This window comes from Exiguobacterium sp. UBA5002, assembly GCF_002396765.1.
Classification (GTDB): domain Bacteria; phylum Bacillota; class Bacilli; order Exiguobacteriales; family Exiguobacteriaceae; genus Exiguobacterium_A.
In genome coordinates this window covers 90,571-105,244 of sequence record NZ_DGYQ01000026.1, presented here as the reverse complement: position 1 = coordinate 105,244, position 14,674 = coordinate 90,571, and the positions used below count along the sequence as shown (strand labels likewise).

Sequence of the window (14,674 nt, the reverse complement as noted above, 5' to 3'; positions counted from 1 at the left end):
CCTTTTTTTACGACCTTATTGAAGACGACTATTTGCCTTACGCGTTCGGAATGCATGGTACGTCAAGTAAGATAAGACCCCGAAGTAACATGTGATCAAGAAGGCGTGGAGTAACGGCACATACGTTGCATGTCCACCAAGAACGATCCAAGCCCCAGTGGCGACTTGGCACGAGATGAAGAACGTCGCGAACGCCATACCAATCGTTGTCGTCCGATGCTTTAAGCGAATCGCAACGACATGGACGAATAAGGTGAACAGGAACAGTAATCCTGCCATGATCCGGTGAATCATCTGCACCCACGCTTCGAACGTCATGGAAGATTGAGAACAGACAGGCCAACCAACGCAAGCATATGTAGCCCCGACGTGGCGTACGTAAGCACCCGTATAAACGACGATCAGCGTATAGATGAGTAGACCGTACAAGAGCTTCCGTAAGAATGCTGGGACAGATTCCCTGAATTCCTGACCCGGACGCTCCATGATCAACAGTGTCAAAATCAATAGCGAAGCAAAGGAAATCAAAGAGATTCCGAAATGTAACGCCATGACGAGGTCTGATTGTTGCCAAACGACTGCTCCAGCACCGACGATCGATTGAATCAACATGAAGATGAAAGCAAGAAACGCAAAGATCTTCGTATCTAATCGATCCTTGAAGGCAACGAGCGTCCAGAGACATAAGGCGATGATTAAGAGTCCAACGACTCCAGTCACAGCGCGGTGACTATATTCAATCATCGTTTCAACACTTGGGTTCGTCGGAATGAGTTCCCCGTGACAGAGTGGCCAATCCGTTCCGCAACCATCTCCCGAATCCGTTTTTGTGACTGTCCCACCCATCAGTAAGACGATCATCATCGTAAACGTGACGAAGGCTGAAAACATCGAAAGTTTTCGATTCAAGATTTGGACACCACCTTTCTAAAAAAATACGAAATACATGGATTTCCATAGGTCTAGTATCGCATAAAAAGTACTGAAAGGGTTGCAATCTTTTAGAACAACGCTATTCTAGTATTAGGTAAATATGGTGAACTGTGATGAAAATCACATAGATTTCACATTTTGTTCATTATGTCGAAAGTATTTTCATACGTCACGGTCCTCGATATGTGGTATCTTTTATAGAGAAAAGGGCGTTTCGTGGCATGTCTGTGTTATTTCTGTGAAGAAATTACGTGAAGCCTAGGTGCTAAACGGAAGCAGACGGTGAAAAGGAGGGAACAGCATGGCGAAAGTTACTGGAGAGGCACTGGATATGGCGATTGAGCAAGCAAATCAGCCGACATTCAAGGACTATATTACCCTAGCAAAAATGGGGATCGTCCGTGCCAATCTGATTACGGTCTTCGCGGGGTATGTCGTAGCAGCATCATACATAACGGATGATGTCCTGTTGTATCTGTGGCAAACCAAGTGGATGTTACTGTGGACGCTTCTCGGGAGTGGATTGGTCATTGCCGGAAGTTGCTACCTCAATAACTACATTGACCGGGACATCGATTATAAGATGGAACGGACGATGGGAAGACCAAGCGTTACTGGGAAGATGGATGGACAACGGATACTCGCACTAGGACTCGGTATTCTTGCGACCGGTACGGTATTGTTGTTGATTGTCAACCATGTGGCGGCAGTGTTCGGATTGATCGGATCATTCGTTTACGTCGTGATTTATACGATGTGGTTAAAGCGGACGCACACGATCAATACAGTCGTAGGTGGTATATCAGGAGCTGTGCCACCAATCATTGGATTTGCGGCAGTCACTCCGACGCTTCACATTGATGCGTGGATTTTATTCCTCATCATGTTCGTGTGGCAACCACCACATTTCCTTGCACTCGCGATGCGACGGACAGAGGAGTATCGGGCAGCAGGTATCCCGATGTTACCTGTCGTAAACGGATTCGCGATCACGAAACGACAAATTGTATGGTGGATTGCAGTACTCATTCCATCATCACTCCTCTTAGCACACTATGGCATCATCTACATGATCGTCATGGCATTGCTCGGTGGATATTGGCTCTATATGGGACTGAAAGGTCTGAAGATCCAAGATGAACAAGCCGAAATCAAATGGGCGTCGAAGATGTTCTTCTTCTCACTGTTTTATTTCACGGCTTGGATCGTGACGGTCGTACTCGTTTCTCTCTAAAACGATTTGACATAATTCACGTACACCATTACGAAAGACAAAATTGGGGACAAAGAAAGTGGGGATGGTTGTGAAAAAATCAGTAAAAATGCTCTTCCGGCTTCTTCCAATCGGCTTGATGGCACTTATGTTATCAGGTTGTGGAATTCCGGAATTGTCTGCGCTACAGCCTCGCGGAGAAGGCGCTGAGATGCAACTTGAGATCATCAAGCTTAGCTTGTGGGTCATGTTGTTCGTCCTTGCGATCGTAGCCGTCATTTATATTTACGTACTTATGAAATTCCGTCGTAAATCAGGTGATAACACGGTTCCGAAGCAAGTCGAAGGGAACCATACGCTTGAAATCATCTGGACAGTCATTCCGATTCTTCTTTTGATCGTTCTTGCAATTCCGACGATCAAAACAACGGTTGAACTCGCAGATGCAAAAGAAGCGAAGAAAAACGAACAAATCAACGTTACAGCAAACCTCTACTGGTGGGAGTTCGAATACCCAGACAAAGGTGTTTCGACAGGACAAGAACTTGTCATTCCAGTCGGTAAACGTGTTGCTGTTAACTTGACGTCTAAAGACGTCATTCACTCATTCTGGGTACCAGCTCTTTCTGGTAAAACAGATACGAACCCAGGTCTTGAGAACGAAATGTGGTTACAAGCAAAAGAAGCAGGCACTTATTACGGTAAATGTGCCGAGTTGTGTGGTCCTTCTCACGCATTGATGGACTTCAAAGTCGTTGCACTTGAACAAGACGACTACGATAACTGGTTGAAAGATATGAAAGCTGCGAAAGAAGCAGAGACGAAGCAGCTTGATAAAAAGAATGAAAAGAACTGGACGACTGGTGAGAAAGTCTATGCCCAGAACTGTCTCAGCTGTCATGGTGGCGGAAAAGTCGCACCTAGCTTGACGAACTTCGGTGATCGTCAACGTATCGCGGGTTATCTCGACCATGATAAAGAAAACCTCGAAAAATGGATTCGCGATCCTCAAAAAGAGAAACAAGGTACGAAAATGCCTGGATTCTCTGAAGATCAGATCAGCGATGAAGAATTGAGCGAATTGGCAGATTATCTATTGGACAAAAAGCTCCAATAATTTTTTAAGGGGGAATCATAGTGGGGACACATACTATGGGTATGCCGCAGAAAAAAAGCGGCATCATGGACTGGCTAACGACAGTCGACCATAAGAAAATCGGGATTCTCTACATCATGTCTGGATTGTTCTTCCTTCTAGTCGGTGGCGTAGAAGCCCTAATGATTCGTTTTCAATTGATTAAACCGATGAACGATTTCGTCAGCGGTGAACTCTTTAACCAATTGATCACGATGCACGGTACGACGATGATCTTCTTGGCAGCGATGCCGATGTTGATTGGATACATGAACGCAGCAGTACCGCTTCAAATCGGGGCACGTGACGTTGCGTTCCCATTCTTGAATGCACTTGGTTTCTGGTTGTTCTTCTTCGGTGGAGTCTTGTTGAACCTTTCTTGGTTCTTCGGCGCTGCACCGAACGCAGGGTGGACTGCATACGCACCACTCTCGACAGTACCTGAGTCTCTCGGTGTAGACTTCTACGCGTTGGGTCTTCAGATTTCTGGTTTCGGTACACTTATGGGGGGGATTAACTTCCTCGTTACGATTTTGAACATGCGTGCACCAGGTATGAAACTGATGCGGATGCCGCTCTTCACATGGACAGCATTCGTTGCTTCTGCCTTGATCGTTTTCGCATTCCCACCACTTACGGTTGGATTGTTCCTCTTGACGTTCGAGCGACTCTTCGGAGCGCATTTCTTTGACCCGGCAGCGGGCGGGAACATCGTCATCTGGGAACACCTCTTCTGGATCTTCGGTCACCCGGAAGTTTATATCTTGATCTTACCGGCATTCGGTATTTTCTCTGAAATCATTCCTACATTTGCTCGTAAGCGTCTCTTCGGTTACACGACGATGGTCTTTGCGACGATGTTGATCGGTTTCCTCGGATTCATGGTATGGGTCCACCACATGTTCACAGTTGGTCTCGGTCCGGTCGCAAACGCGATCTTCGCCGTAGCAACGATGGCGATTGCTGTACCGACAGGGGTCAAGATCTTCAACTGGCTCTTTACGCTATGGGGCGGTAAGTTGACGTTCCCAGTCGCAATGCTTTACTCGGTCGCGTTCATTCCATCATTCCTTGTTGGTGGTATGACAGGGGTCATGCTTTCTGTTGCACCTGCCGATTACCAATACCATGACAGTTACTTCGTAGTAGCTCACTTCCACTACGTTATCGTTGGTGGGGTTGTCTTTGGTCTCTTCGCAGGTCTTTACTACTGGTTCCCACTCATGTTCGGGAAACAGCTCAACGAATTCTGGGGAAAAATTCAATTCTGGTTGTTCTTCATCGGCTTCCACTTGACGTTCTTCCCGCAACATATTCTTGGTCTTACAGGTATGCCACGTCGTGTCTTCACGTACTTGCCAAACCAAGGCTGGGAAACAATGAACTTACTTTCATCAATTGGGGCAGCCTTCATGGGTGTGTCGACGATCGTTCTCGTCATTTCGATTGCAGCAGCATTGATGTCAAAAGAATATGTAAAACGCGACGTCTGGGGAGATGGACGTACGCTTGAGTGGACACTTCCAGTTCCAACTCCAGAGTATAACTTCGCTCAAATCCCACTCGTCAAAGGTTTGGATACGTATTGGCTTGAAAAAATGGCAGGAAACAAAACAGTTTCTGTATCGGAAGAAGTCGGCGATATCCACATGCCGAACAACACGATCTTGCCATTCGTCATGTCAGTCGGTCTATTCCTCGCAGGTCTCGGATTCATTCTTCGCCTAGACTATGGAACAGTTGGTCTTGTCGTTGCCTTGATTGGTCTTGCGATGACATTGATCGCGATGTTCTTCCGTTCTTGGATCGATGATGAAGGATACTACATCCCGAAATCAGTCGTCGAAGAAGATCTACGCCTTGAAGCAGAAAAGGAGGCGAAGTAAGATGGGTCATCATTCAGTACCGAATAACCCGATCACGGGTATTCCGGATCATGTTGAAAAAGCAACACTTGAGGGTAAGAATAAATATGTAGCCTTCTGGTTCTTCCTTGGAGGAGAGACGACTTTGTTCGCCTCTCTCTTCGGGACATACATCGGTCTCCATAACTCCGGTGCAAAAGAAGGTCTACGCAGTTATGACATCTTCGAAATGGGTCTCGTCTTTATCATGACGATGCTCCTTCTCACAAGTTCATTAACAAGTGTTCTTGCGATGATGGCGATGAAACGTAATGATGTCAAGAAGATGAAAATGTGGTTAATTATCACACTTGTTCTTGGACTAGCATTCTTAGCGGGTGAGATTTATGAGTTCAATCACTACTACCACATCGGTCATACATTCACGTCGAGTGCATTTGGTTCTGCCTTCTACACTCTCGTCGGTTTCCACGGTGCGCACGTCTTGTTCGGTCTTCTCTGGATCTCGACATTGCTCATCCGGAACTGGAACCGTGGCATCACGGTCGTGAATGCGCCGAAGTACTATGTTTCAAGTCTTTACTGGCACTTCATTGACGTCGTCTGGGTCTTTATCTTCTCAGTCGTCTACCTCATGGGGATGGTGAAATAAGATGGAAAAACACGAACCGCAACTTACGCGCAATCAAATCGAGCTTGAGATGAAAGCAGAACGTGGTCGTGAGACACAACTGCAACTCATCAGTTTCGCACTCATGATTTTCTTGACTCTCATCGCTTTCGGTGCTGTCATGGCTGATCTCATGCCGCACTGGGCAGCTGGTGGTTTCTTGATCATCATGGCAATCGTTCAGGTTTACCTTCAGCTTTACATGTTCATGCATATGAACAATAAAGGCAACACATGGATCAAAGTCATGATGGGTCTTGGCATCTTCGTCGCCTTGACGATCGTTGCGACGCTTCGTCTGTTGATCTGGTAAGAAATGTGACCATTCTGCTAACGTTTAGCAGGATGGTCTTTTATTTTGGAATCGTTTTATGAGAAACCTTTACAATGAAATAGGGGAACGGTAATCTTAGTTTGTAAGAGAAAGGAACGGGGTGAAAAAATATGTTAGGCAATTTAAGGGGAGCACTTTCGCAATTCGAATGGACTGTCTTATGGAGTCCGTATTATGCGTTGATACTCGTTGGATTGTATATCCTATATGCTGTCGTGACAGAAAAGTTGCGTCGTCCGGATGAGCCGGAAACAACGCTTGGGCAAAAGTTTTCGATGCTCGCGGCATTGATCGTTTTTTACATCGGTTTTGGAAGTCCGTTAGACCTGCTAGCACATATCACGTTCTCAGCACACATGCTGCAGATGGTATTCGTCTATATGGTCGCACCGCCGCTCTTGTTGATTGCGATACCAGAGTGGCTTTATAAGCGCTTGTTCGATACACCGTATCTTGGTAGGATTCTTCGCTTCTTCATCAAGCCGCTGATTGCACTTGTCGTCTTTAATGCCTTGTTTACGTTCTATCACATGCCATTTATTTTTGATTATGTCTTGACGAACTATACCGTTCACCGTCTGTTCCACGGAACATTGATTTTCTTGAGTATGACGATGTGGTATCCGATCATTGCACCGGTCAATGAGGCGGACAGCCTTTCTGACCTGAAGAAGATGGTCTACATCGTAGCGAATGGTGTGTTGTTGACACCAGCCTGTGCCTTCATGATCTTCAGTCAAAGTTTTCAGTATCAAGCGTATCAGGATCCGGCGACATTCGCGAAAGTACTCGCTTACTGTATGCCGAACAATGATTTAAGCGGATTGAACCTGGAACGATTGCTCGGAACGACAGATGACTTATTAGAGGACCAACGCTTTGGTGGTGTCCTCATGAAGCTCGGTCAAGAACTCGTGTATGGTCTATTCTTCGGACTGACCTTCTTTACATGGGTGCGCCGTTCAAAAAGTACTGCCGTGGATGAAGGCATGTCCTTCACACCAAAAGCGGATTAAATTGGAGGAAGTTGGAACATGAGTTATTTGCCGTTGATTTGTGTGTCGCTGATTGTCATCAGTGCGATTTTCGTAGCGATTGGCTGGTTTTTGATCGCCCAAACGCGTCGTAACATGAAAGCTCACCAAACCGTGATGACGATTGCAGCTGCACTCGCTTTATTATTCTTCATCATGTATGCCTTGCGGACGATTCTGCTCGGTAATACAGCCTTTGGCGGTCCAGAGTCCGTCAAAGCCTACTACACAGGATTCTTGATCTTCCACATCCTTCTTGCGACATCTGGTGGGGTGCTCGGTTTGATGGCACTCTATCACGCGTATAAGAAGAACTTTGCACGTCACCGTAAAATCGGACCGGTTGCCTCAATCGTTTGGTTTTTGACAGCCATTACCGGTGTGATCGTGTATTGCTTACTATATGTCGTCTACGATCCGGGTGAGACGACGAACGTATTCCGGGCGATCTGGAGTCATTAAGGGGGAGCCAACTTGAAAAAGAATAGTTACTTGACGGTCGCTGCCGTCGTCCTTATCTTAGTTGCGGCAGCCGGGGGATATTATTATTTCTTCATGAAAGAAAAGTTACCTGTCATCGCTGAACCGACACCATTTGAATTAACGAATGCCGTAGACGGAAAATCATTCAATTCGGAAGACGGAAAAGTCAAAGTGTTGACGTTCTTCTACTCGAACTGTCCTGATATTTGTCCGTTGACGTTGAATGATTACCGAAAGCTTGAGAAGAAGCTTCGGAGTGAAGAGTTATACGGAAATGACGTCGAACTCGTCGCTGTGACGGTTGATCCAAAAGTGGATACACCAAAAGTCTTGAAAAAGTATGCTTCGAACTTTGAAGCGGATGCTAAGGGATGGAAAGTATTGACGGGAGATCCAGTCGTCATCGATCGTCTGACACGTCAGTTGAATTTCTATTACTCGAAGGCTGAGAGTGGCTTAGTGACACACGGAACACAAATGTTCATTTTGGACCGTGAGAATAAAGTAAGGGCGATTTCGTCTATGGCGAAGACACCGGATGAACCGGTCGACTTAGAAGAGGTCATGTCTTCGGTCACACAATTAGCAAAGGAGTGAAGGTAGATGACTTATGAAGAGTACATGCAAGGAGATGTTACCGTCTCTATTCAAGCCATCGAGGAATTACTTGCTTGTGCGATCGAGGATTATGGAATCCATCACTCCCGGATCAAACGGATGGACCGGGAAGAGATTGCATTTAGTGTAAAGGTCAATGCACCGGCAACGTCACTTCACGCGCTTTATCTTCATGTACGCGAGCAGCTTGGGATTCAGCTCGGAGACGATGTCGTATCTTATGTACAATTCGTCGCGCGTTAAAAGCGATTTCGCGTGTATTAAAGAATAACAATCAGGTGGACAGAACAGCTAATGATTTCGTGGATGATGCGAGGTCGTTAGCTTTTTTGTTTGGCTTTTTTGTTTGGAATGAAGAACAAAAAATAGAGGCTCCTCATTAGAACCTCTACGTGTGGATCTTATTTTTCGAGTGTTTCGAGCAATGCTGCTAAACGACGTTCGCAGTCTTTAACGATTTCCGGAGGGAACGTCTCATCATACTCGACACCGTGTGGATAGTAGTGTTTACCGAGAAGTGGTGTCATCATACGAACGACAGCATGGCGGTCTTCAATCTCGCCTTGGATCGCATAGACAGGAACACGCAGGTAGAATACTTCACCTGTTGATTGTTTTTCATATTTCATGTCGTACATCGCGCGTTCGTAATCCCACTGTCCTTCACGAACGAAGCGGTGATGTTCCATGATTGTTTCGAGAAGACCGAACTTCAGTTCCTTGCCTTCGATGCCATATTGTTCAAACTTCATGTTTGAATCCCCCTATACCCCAGTTTGCTAGTAGATACTAGTCTTTCCAAACTATCATACCATAATGAATGAAATGATGACGTAAAAGATGTGAAGTCATTTTGAAGAATTCATGAACTTCCATATTTTCGTTCGACATATTCAAGAATCGTATCCGGTGCGTGGATACCAAGGTGATTGAGTCCTTCCCCACCGAAGAAGACATTGAACTCAAGAACGTACCACTGTCCGTCACGGATGATGAGGTCAAAACCGGCGTGATCGATATCGAGCTGTTTCGCGAGCGCGAGCACGAAGTCGATTGCCCCTTGTGGCACATCATCAAAATCAAGGACACCACCTTGAGCGACGTTATTTAAGAACTGAGCACCACCGACGCGCCAGTACGCAGCAAGGACTTGATCGCCGACGACGACGACACGTAAGTCCTTCTCATTCGGAATGTACTCCTGAATGTAGAACGTCTCGTGTGTATCCGTGTATTTCTTCCAGTCTGTTTCATTTTTGATGAGATGGACACCTTGTCCCATGGAGCTACGGACTGTCTTCGCAACGAACGGAAACGAGAATTCACGTAAGACACGTTCGACGGTGAATTCATTTTTTCCATAGATGCCGGTCCGAGGGATGTTATCCGGAATGACGGTTTGAAAAATCCGCGTCATCTCGATCTTATCATGACCTAAGTGGAACGTAGCAGCCGACGGGAAGATCGGTTTTTTCATCCCGTAGATGATTGAGTGGATTTGCCAGTATTCCGGGAACAGGACGACATCCGCCTGTTCGATTTTTTTTAAGGAATCAAAGTGATAATCTGATTTGGCATGTTCCGTCTTGATTCCAATCGTCCGGAACATATTAAAAGAGAGCAGTTGCATAAAGTTCATTCCTTCCTTCTGAACAAATTATACACAATTCAACAGGCTAGGAGGGAGAGAAATGTTATGATAAGATGGTAAAGTTAAGGAGGAGATTCGTTGTGATATATACCGATAAGACGATTGACCTCATCAACGCAGCGGAAGACCTCATTCGATCTCTCGCTCAAAGTGAAACGGGGCAAGCATATAGATGTGCGAAACAAGCACAGCAAGAGTCAACAGAGGCACAGGCTGTCATTCGCGATTTTCATCAAGTCAAGGAGGACTACGAACTCGTACAGCGATTCGGACGGTATCATCCTGACTATCAGACGATCACGAAAAAGGTCCATGAAGTCAAACGGCGACTTGATTTACAAGAGGAAGTCGCGCAGTTTAAAAAGGCGGAAAAACAACTCGAGACGTTACTCGGACAAATCAGTCTGAAGCTCGCTGGAGAAGTATCACCGCAAATTAAAGTACCGACGGGAAATCCTTTCTTCGATCAAGGATGCGCTGGAGGTTGTTCGACCGGTGGCAGCTGTAGCTGTAGCGGATAACGAAGGTGAAGGGGGTAGGCTGGCGTGATCAAGGAACGAGTGGGACTCATCGTCTATGTCAATGCGATGAAAGCATCCCGTCAATTACGCCGTTACGGGAACGTCTACTTTACGTCTAAACGTGAACGATACGTTCATCTGTATGTCGATTTAGATCAGCATGAACAGGTGATGGAAGTCATTTCGACTCTCCCGTTCGTCGAATCGATTAAACGTTCAGAACGACCGTTCATCACGGAGACGTTCGCGAACAAAAAAGGTAAAATGCCAGAAGAAGCATAATCCATGGAGCGATGAGGACATCCTCGTCGCTTCTTTGTTGAAAGGAATGAAGGAAATGCGAGTCATTTCAGGGGAACGGAAAGGTACACGATTAAAAGCAGTGCCAGGGGATCAAACACGACCGACGACGGATAAGGTAAAAGAATCCTTATTCAACGTCATCGGTCCTTATTTCAACGGAGGACGAGCACTGGATCTGTTTGCGGGGAGCGGTGGTCTTGGGATTGAATCTCTTTCAAGAGGATGCGATGAGGCGGTGTTCGTCGACCAACACCATAAAGCGATCCAAACGATCCAAGATAATTTACGAACGACGCGCTATACGGACCAAGCACGTGTTTTAAAAAAAGATGTAGCGATCGCTTTAACGGAACTCGCATCTGAAGAGCCGTTTAAATTGATTTATCTAGACCCTCCCTATGCAAAAGAGCGATTGACGGAACATGTCACGTACATAGAGCAACACGATATGCTGACGGACAACGGTGTCATCGTCTGTGAACATGACTCAGCGGTTGAATTGCCGGACCAGATCGGACGACTAGAAGTCGTGCGTCGACTTCGTTATTCCGCTGTCATCTCGATTACATTGTACGAATTCATGGAAGCGGAGGAAGACCACGAATGAAACGAATCGCCATTTGCCCAGGTAGCTTTGATCCGATCACAAACGGACATTTAGACATCATCGAGCGTGCCGTTCCGATTTTTGATGAGATCATCGTTGCCGTACTGAATAATTCTTCGAAGCAACCACTCTTTTCTGTCCAGGAACGAATGGAGTTAATTGCCGATGTGACATCGCACCTACCTCAAATCAAGGTGGATTCCTTTAATGGTCTACTGGTCGATTATGCGGCGGAAGTCGGAGCAACCGCGATTGTACGCGGTCTACGAGCAGTTTCGGACTTTGAATACGAAATGCAAGTCGCTTCCATCAACAAGAAGATGAATGATCAAATCGAGACACTATTTATGATGACGAATAATCAGTATTCCTTCTTGAGTTCTTCGATCGTTAAAGAAGCTGCCAAATATGGTGCTTCCGTTGCCGATCTCGTACCGCCTTCTGTCGAAGAAGCACTACGTCAGAAATATACGAAAGGAGAACTGTGATGAAAGCTTGGAAACCTGCCTTAGCAGCAATCATCGCTGCCTTGATCGTATTTTTCGTACCGCTTCCCTATTTCATCTCCTATCCGGGTGACGCGACGTCGACGGAAGATTTGATCGATGTGTCTGGAGGCGACAAGGAACCGGGAGATTTGATGATGCTGACGATCGCACAACGCCGGGCCACGCCTTACTTTCTCATTGAAAGCTTATTTCTACCGTTCTCCGAAACATCGAGTGTAAGTGATTATCTGTACGACGGCGAGTCGGACGCGCAGTATGAAACGCGTCAGAAGCTGTATATGGAAGAAGCGCAACATAACGCAACGATCGAAGCGTATGAATTGGCGGATCAAAAGGTCGATGTCGATTTCGAAGGGGTCTACGTCTCCGGCGTCATTCCCGGTGGTCCAGCCGAGGGGAAACTGAAGGCAGGGGATCGGATTACAAGTGTTGACGGAAAACCGATTACGTCATTTGAAGGTTTCATGAAGACGATTCAAGTGAAAAAAGCCAAAACAGCTGTTCCGATTCAGTTCACGCGTAAATCGGAAGACAAGAAGACGACGATTCGAGTGGATCAGTTATCTAAAGAGGTCAAGCGAGTCGGACTAGGTATTTACGAACCGCTTCCGATCTCAAACGTGACGACGGATCCTGAGATTGCGTTTCAGGTCGAAGGTGTCGGTGGACCATCTGCTGGAATGATGTTCACCCTTGAAATTTATGATCAATTGACGCCGGGGGATTTGGCGAAAGGGCATAAAATCGCCGGCACGGGAACGATTGAAGAAGGCGGCAAGGTGGGACCGATTGGCGGAGCATGGCAAAAGGTCGTCGCTGCTGACGAGGCAGGAGCAGAAATCATGTTCGTGCCAGCAGGAGAGAACTACAAAGAAGCAAAACCATCCATCAAAAAACTCGGAACGAACATGAAGCTCGTTCCGATCAAGACAGTCGAAGATGCGATTGATTATTTAGAAGAACTTCCAGCGAAATAAGGAAAACGACGGTGTTCGAGCAACGCGTCGTAGCGAGCCAAGGGCAGTGCGTATGCAGCTGTCACTTGGCTTTCTTTCGTTAGCCAAGGATGACTCGTGAAGGTACTGAAGACGGTAGTCCGCGTTTTGATGGTTTTGAGTGCCTGTCGTCCTCGTTCTGAAAAGGCGAGGGGACGAACGAAATCAATATGGTCGTAATCAATCCGTGCGACCTCCTCTGCTGTCGTTGAGGTCAACAGATAGATCAGGGCACGTTGCAGGCTCGTCCGCGTATAACGGCGTGTTTTGACGTGATTCAGAAAGGTCTCGAATGTTGTTGCTTGTTTCGCCCCTTCGATGAGTCGTGGTGCTAACGAAGCGTCGATCCCAGCGATTCGCATCAACTCGGGTACTGGAGTCGTTAGTAGACGTTGTCGAATCCACGGATAATAGTGCGAAAAGTTGGCGAAAGAGGCGTTTGCTAAGACGTCTTCGGTTTGTTCAGGAAGTGCGAGCAGCTGACCGTGCGTTTGATGATGGGCGCGTATCGCGGTGGCGCTCATGATGTCCCCGGTGGATAAGTCGTGGTAGCCACTTCCAATCCGTTTCGTCGTGTGAAGCGATAGGGTATTTGCGGCGCGAGCGTAATAATAGCCAAGCGTATTGTTCGGTTGTGTCAAATCAAGCGTCCGTGAGACGCTCCTGAATGCTTGACTGGCGGCGTGAGCAGAAGAGAGACCAGATGCCAAACCATCGTGTAACGCTTGCTTGTATGCAGGTGTCTCTTCGATCTGTTCCGCTGCTGCATGGAGAAAAGGTTCGATATCTCCGCACTCGCTTCCAAACGAAAGCGACTGACAGCCGATTGTCTCGGCAATCGTTACACCACCGAGTGCAAAGCGATCAGCACGCTGGACAGCAAAATAGAAGGGAAGTTCAAGAACGAGATCGATGGCACCGCTCGCGACGGCTGCCTGAGCACGTGTCCATTTATCCGTAAAGGCGGGCTCACCACGCTGCATGAACGTCCCGCTCATGATGGCGACGATGACGTCGGCATCCGTTTCCCGTCGTGCTGTCGTCGCTTGATAATAGTGTCCGTTATGAAACGGATTGTACTCTGAAATGATAGCTGTCATCCTCATGAAAACTTTCTCCTTTGCAAACCGAATTAAGTGCGGTAATATGGATAAAGACGTCCAAAAGTGTTCGTTCTCTAGCGATTTCAGTGTAAAGAAAAAACATTGACAAAACAAGATGTCCTCTCTATAATTCATATTGTTGCAATTGAGGTGATTCGGATGAAATGGTCCCTGATGCAATTGAATAAATTGCGCAATCTGGGTCAACTTCAGGTTAACGAGACGATCGAGCTCAATGAGCTAGTCGCCCTCCATCCGGATATCCGGGCGGTGCAACCTGTGCACGTTCGTGCAAATGCATCGTTTACATCGAATCAATTAATATTCAATCTTCGGATTACCGGCGAAATGACGCTTCCGGATGCCCGGACGCTAAATGACGTCGCTTATCCATTCGAGATTGAATCCATCGAGCCATTCCTGCTCGAGGTCGATGCTGTTTCGAACGAAGCAGATGACATCAACGTGCCGATCGGGAATACGGTCGATCTTCGACCGCTCGTGCAAGAATTGATTTTACTTCATGTGCCAGTGCAAGTGCATGGGGATGATGAAGAGAATCAGTTGGTTGAGGGGGAAGGCTGGACGATTCTTTCTGAAGAAGATCCAGAGGAAACCGAACCAAAAATCGATCCGCGACTCGCGGGTCTCGCTCAGTTCTTTAAAAAAGATCAGGATTCCTGATTTCTGAAGTAAAGGC

Annotated in this window: 19 protein-coding genes; 15 read left to right on the top strand and 4 right to left on the bottom strand. The window is 46.7% G+C overall.

Annotated elements, in window-relative coordinates; all coding sequences use genetic code 11:
• Positions 1-15 precede the first annotated feature (15 nt).
• Positions 16-909: a COX15/CtaA family protein gene (locus B4C70_RS07730; RefSeq protein ID WP_290778191.1), complete on the bottom strand. Its 894-nt coding sequence runs from the start codon at positions 907-909 to the stop codon at positions 16-18.
• Between the two features lie 325 nt (positions 910-1,234).
• Here B4C70_RS07730 and cyoE point away from each other — a divergent pair, with 325 nt between their 5' ends.
• The 9 genes from cyoE (at position 1,235) to B4C70_RS07685 (ending at position 8,528) form a co-directional block, all read left to right on the top strand.
• The gene (gene cyoE, locus B4C70_RS07725; RefSeq protein WP_290778188.1) at positions 1,235-2,167 is read left to right on the top strand and encodes a heme o synthase; all 933 of its coding nucleotides are present in this window, start codon (positions 1,235-1,237) and stop codon (positions 2,165-2,167) included.
• A gap of 64 nt (positions 2,168-2,231) precedes the next feature.
• Positions 2,232-3,263 (top strand): cytochrome c oxidase subunit II, encoded by a 1,032-nt coding sequence (coxB, locus tag B4C70_RS07720; RefSeq protein ID WP_081637364.1) that lies wholly within the window; start codon positions 2,232-2,234, stop codon positions 3,261-3,263.
• A 35-nt stretch (positions 3,264-3,298) separates the two neighbouring features.
• Positions 3,299-5,167 carry a cytochrome c oxidase subunit I gene (gene ctaD, locus B4C70_RS07715; protein WP_029342162.1) on the top strand — a complete coding sequence of 623 codons (1,869 nt, stop codon included), beginning with the start codon at positions 3,299-3,301 and terminating at the stop codon, positions 5,165-5,167.
• A 1-nt stretch (position 5,168) separates the two neighbouring features.
• The gene (locus tag B4C70_RS07710; RefSeq protein ID WP_029342161.1) at positions 5,169-5,798 is read left to right on the top strand and encodes a cytochrome (ubi)quinol oxidase subunit III; all 630 of its coding nucleotides are present in this window, start codon (positions 5,169-5,171) and stop codon (positions 5,796-5,798) included.
• Position 5,799: 1 nt separating this feature from the next.
• Positions 5,800-6,129 carry a cytochrome C oxidase subunit IV family protein gene (locus B4C70_RS07705; RefSeq protein ID WP_029342160.1) on the top strand — a complete coding sequence of 110 codons (330 nt, stop codon included), beginning with the start codon at positions 5,800-5,802 and terminating at the stop codon, positions 6,127-6,129.
• A 131-nt stretch (positions 6,130-6,260) separates the two neighbouring features.
• Positions 6,261-7,166: a cytochrome c oxidase assembly factor CtaG gene (gene ctaG / locus B4C70_RS07700; protein WP_023468825.1), complete on the top strand. Its 906-nt coding sequence runs from the start codon at positions 6,261-6,263 to the stop codon at positions 7,164-7,166.
• Between the two features lie 18 nt (positions 7,167-7,184).
• A complete protein-coding gene (locus B4C70_RS07695) occupies positions 7,185-7,646 on the top strand; it encodes a DUF420 domain-containing protein (RefSeq protein WP_023468824.1) in 462 nt (153 codons plus the stop codon).
• Between the two features lie 12 nt (positions 7,647-7,658).
• Positions 7,659-8,264: an SCO family protein gene (locus B4C70_RS07690; RefSeq protein ID WP_050677540.1), complete on the top strand. Its 606-nt coding sequence runs from the start codon at positions 7,659-7,661 to the stop codon at positions 8,262-8,264.
• A gap of 6 nt (positions 8,265-8,270) precedes the next feature.
• The gene (locus B4C70_RS07685) at positions 8,271-8,528 is read left to right on the top strand and encodes a hypothetical protein (RefSeq protein WP_023468822.1); all 258 of its coding nucleotides are present in this window, start codon (positions 8,271-8,273) and stop codon (positions 8,526-8,528) included.
• A gap of 158 nt (positions 8,529-8,686) precedes the next feature.
• On the opposite strand, the gene B4C70_RS07680 is transcribed toward B4C70_RS07685, so the two are convergent.
• Both B4C70_RS07680 and B4C70_RS07675 read right to left on the bottom strand, forming a co-directional pair.
• Positions 8,687-9,037: a YugN family protein gene (locus B4C70_RS07680; protein WP_023468821.1), complete on the bottom strand. Its 351-nt coding sequence runs from the start codon at positions 9,035-9,037 to the stop codon at positions 8,687-8,689.
• A 110-nt stretch (positions 9,038-9,147) separates the two neighbouring features.
• Entirely contained in the window at positions 9,148-9,915 is a 768-nt protein-coding gene (locus tag B4C70_RS07675) for an ATP-grasp domain-containing protein (protein WP_231681737.1), read from the bottom strand.
• Between the two features lie 101 nt (positions 9,916-10,016).
• Between B4C70_RS07675 and B4C70_RS07670 the strand changes: the two genes are divergently transcribed.
• From B4C70_RS07670 to B4C70_RS07650, 5 genes are read left to right on the top strand one after another with little or no spacing between them, the layout of a single operon-like run.
• Positions 10,017-10,457 (top strand): YlbF family regulator, encoded by a 441-nt coding sequence (locus B4C70_RS07670; protein WP_214859713.1) that lies wholly within the window; start codon positions 10,017-10,019, stop codon positions 10,455-10,457.
• Between the two features lie 24 nt (positions 10,458-10,481).
• Complete coding sequence (locus B4C70_RS07665; RefSeq protein ID WP_023468818.1) at positions 10,482-10,739, top strand: YlbG family protein; 258 nt, start codon at positions 10,482-10,484, stop codon at positions 10,737-10,739.
• Positions 10,740-10,785: 46 nt separating this feature from the next.
• The gene (gene rsmD, locus B4C70_RS07660; RefSeq protein WP_149427632.1) at positions 10,786-11,367 is read left to right on the top strand and encodes a 16S rRNA (guanine(966)-N(2))-methyltransferase RsmD; all 582 of its coding nucleotides are present in this window, start codon (positions 10,786-10,788) and stop codon (positions 11,365-11,367) included.
• Positions 11,364-11,855 carry a pantetheine-phosphate adenylyltransferase gene (coaD, locus tag B4C70_RS07655; protein ID WP_029342153.1) on the top strand — a complete coding sequence of 164 codons (492 nt, stop codon included), beginning with the start codon at positions 11,364-11,366 and terminating at the stop codon, positions 11,853-11,855. Before rsmD ends, coaD begins: the two co-directional genes overlap by 4 nt.
• Positions 11,855-12,853, top strand: coding sequence for a SepM family pheromone-processing serine protease (locus tag B4C70_RS07650; RefSeq protein WP_290778181.1), 999 nt, complete (start codon positions 11,855-11,857; stop codon positions 12,851-12,853). Before coaD ends, B4C70_RS07650 begins: the two co-directional genes overlap by 1 nt.
• Here the strand turns inward: B4C70_RS07650 and B4C70_RS07645 are convergent.
• Positions 12,826-13,977 carry a tRNA(Met) cytidine acetate ligase gene (locus B4C70_RS07645; protein ID WP_290778178.1) on the bottom strand — a complete coding sequence of 384 codons (1,152 nt, stop codon included), beginning with the start codon at positions 13,975-13,977 and terminating at the stop codon, positions 12,826-12,828. The two genes, B4C70_RS07650 and B4C70_RS07645, sit on opposite strands and share 28 nt — an antisense overlap.
• A 156-nt stretch (positions 13,978-14,133) precedes the next feature.
• Here B4C70_RS07645 and B4C70_RS07640 point away from each other — a divergent pair, with 156 nt between their 5' ends.
• Positions 14,134-14,658 (top strand): YceD family protein, encoded by a 525-nt coding sequence (locus tag B4C70_RS07640; RefSeq protein ID WP_023468813.1) that lies wholly within the window; start codon positions 14,134-14,136, stop codon positions 14,656-14,658.
• Positions 14,659-14,674: the final 16 nt, after the last annotated feature.

What these genes read in the sequence shown, in the direction of transcription:
- cyoE (WP_290778188.1), top strand. Translation starts at nt 1,235, where the DNA reads ATGGCGAAAGTTACTGGAGAGGCACTGGATATGGCGATTGAGCAAGCA.
- coxB (WP_081637364.1), top strand. Translation starts at nt 2,232, where the DNA reads ATGGTTGTGAAAAAATCAGTAAAAATGCTCTTCCGGCTTCTTCCAATC.
- ctaD (WP_029342162.1), top strand. Translation starts at nt 3,299, where the DNA reads ATGGGTATGCCGCAGAAAAAAAGCGGCATCATGGACTGGCTAACGACA.
- B4C70_RS07710 (WP_029342161.1), top strand. Translation starts at nt 5,169, where the DNA reads ATGGGTCATCATTCAGTACCGAATAACCCGATCACGGGTATTCCGGAT.
- B4C70_RS07705 (WP_029342160.1), top strand. Translation starts at nt 5,800, where the DNA reads ATGGAAAAACACGAACCGCAACTTACGCGCAATCAAATCGAGCTTGAG.
- ctaG (WP_023468825.1), top strand. Translation starts at nt 6,261, where the DNA reads ATGTTAGGCAATTTAAGGGGAGCACTTTCGCAATTCGAATGGACTGTC.
- B4C70_RS07695 (WP_023468824.1), top strand. Translation starts at nt 7,185, where the DNA reads ATGAGTTATTTGCCGTTGATTTGTGTGTCGCTGATTGTCATCAGTGCG.
- B4C70_RS07685 (WP_023468822.1), top strand. Translation starts at nt 8,271, where the DNA reads ATGACTTATGAAGAGTACATGCAAGGAGATGTTACCGTCTCTATTCAA.
- B4C70_RS07680 (WP_023468821.1), bottom strand. Translation starts at nt 9,037, where the DNA reads ATGAAGTTTGAACAATATGGCATCGAAGGCAAGGAACTGAAGTTCGGT.
- B4C70_RS07675 (WP_231681737.1), bottom strand. Translation starts at nt 9,915, where the DNA reads ATGCAACTGCTCTCTTTTAATATGTTCCGGACGATTGGAATCAAGACG.
- rsmD (WP_149427632.1), top strand. Translation starts at nt 10,786, where the DNA reads ATGAAGGAAATGCGAGTCATTTCAGGGGAACGGAAAGGTACACGATTA.
- coaD (WP_029342153.1), top strand. Translation starts at nt 11,364, where the DNA reads ATGAAACGAATCGCCATTTGCCCAGGTAGCTTTGATCCGATCACAAAC.
- B4C70_RS07650 (WP_290778181.1), top strand. Translation starts at nt 11,855, where the DNA reads ATGAAAGCTTGGAAACCTGCCTTAGCAGCAATCATCGCTGCCTTGATC.
- B4C70_RS07645 (WP_290778178.1), bottom strand. Translation starts at nt 13,977, where the DNA reads ATGAGGATGACAGCTATCATTTCAGAGTACAATCCGTTTCATAACGGA.
- B4C70_RS07640 (WP_023468813.1), top strand. Translation starts at nt 14,134, where the DNA reads ATGAAATGGTCCCTGATGCAATTGAATAAATTGCGCAATCTGGGTCAA.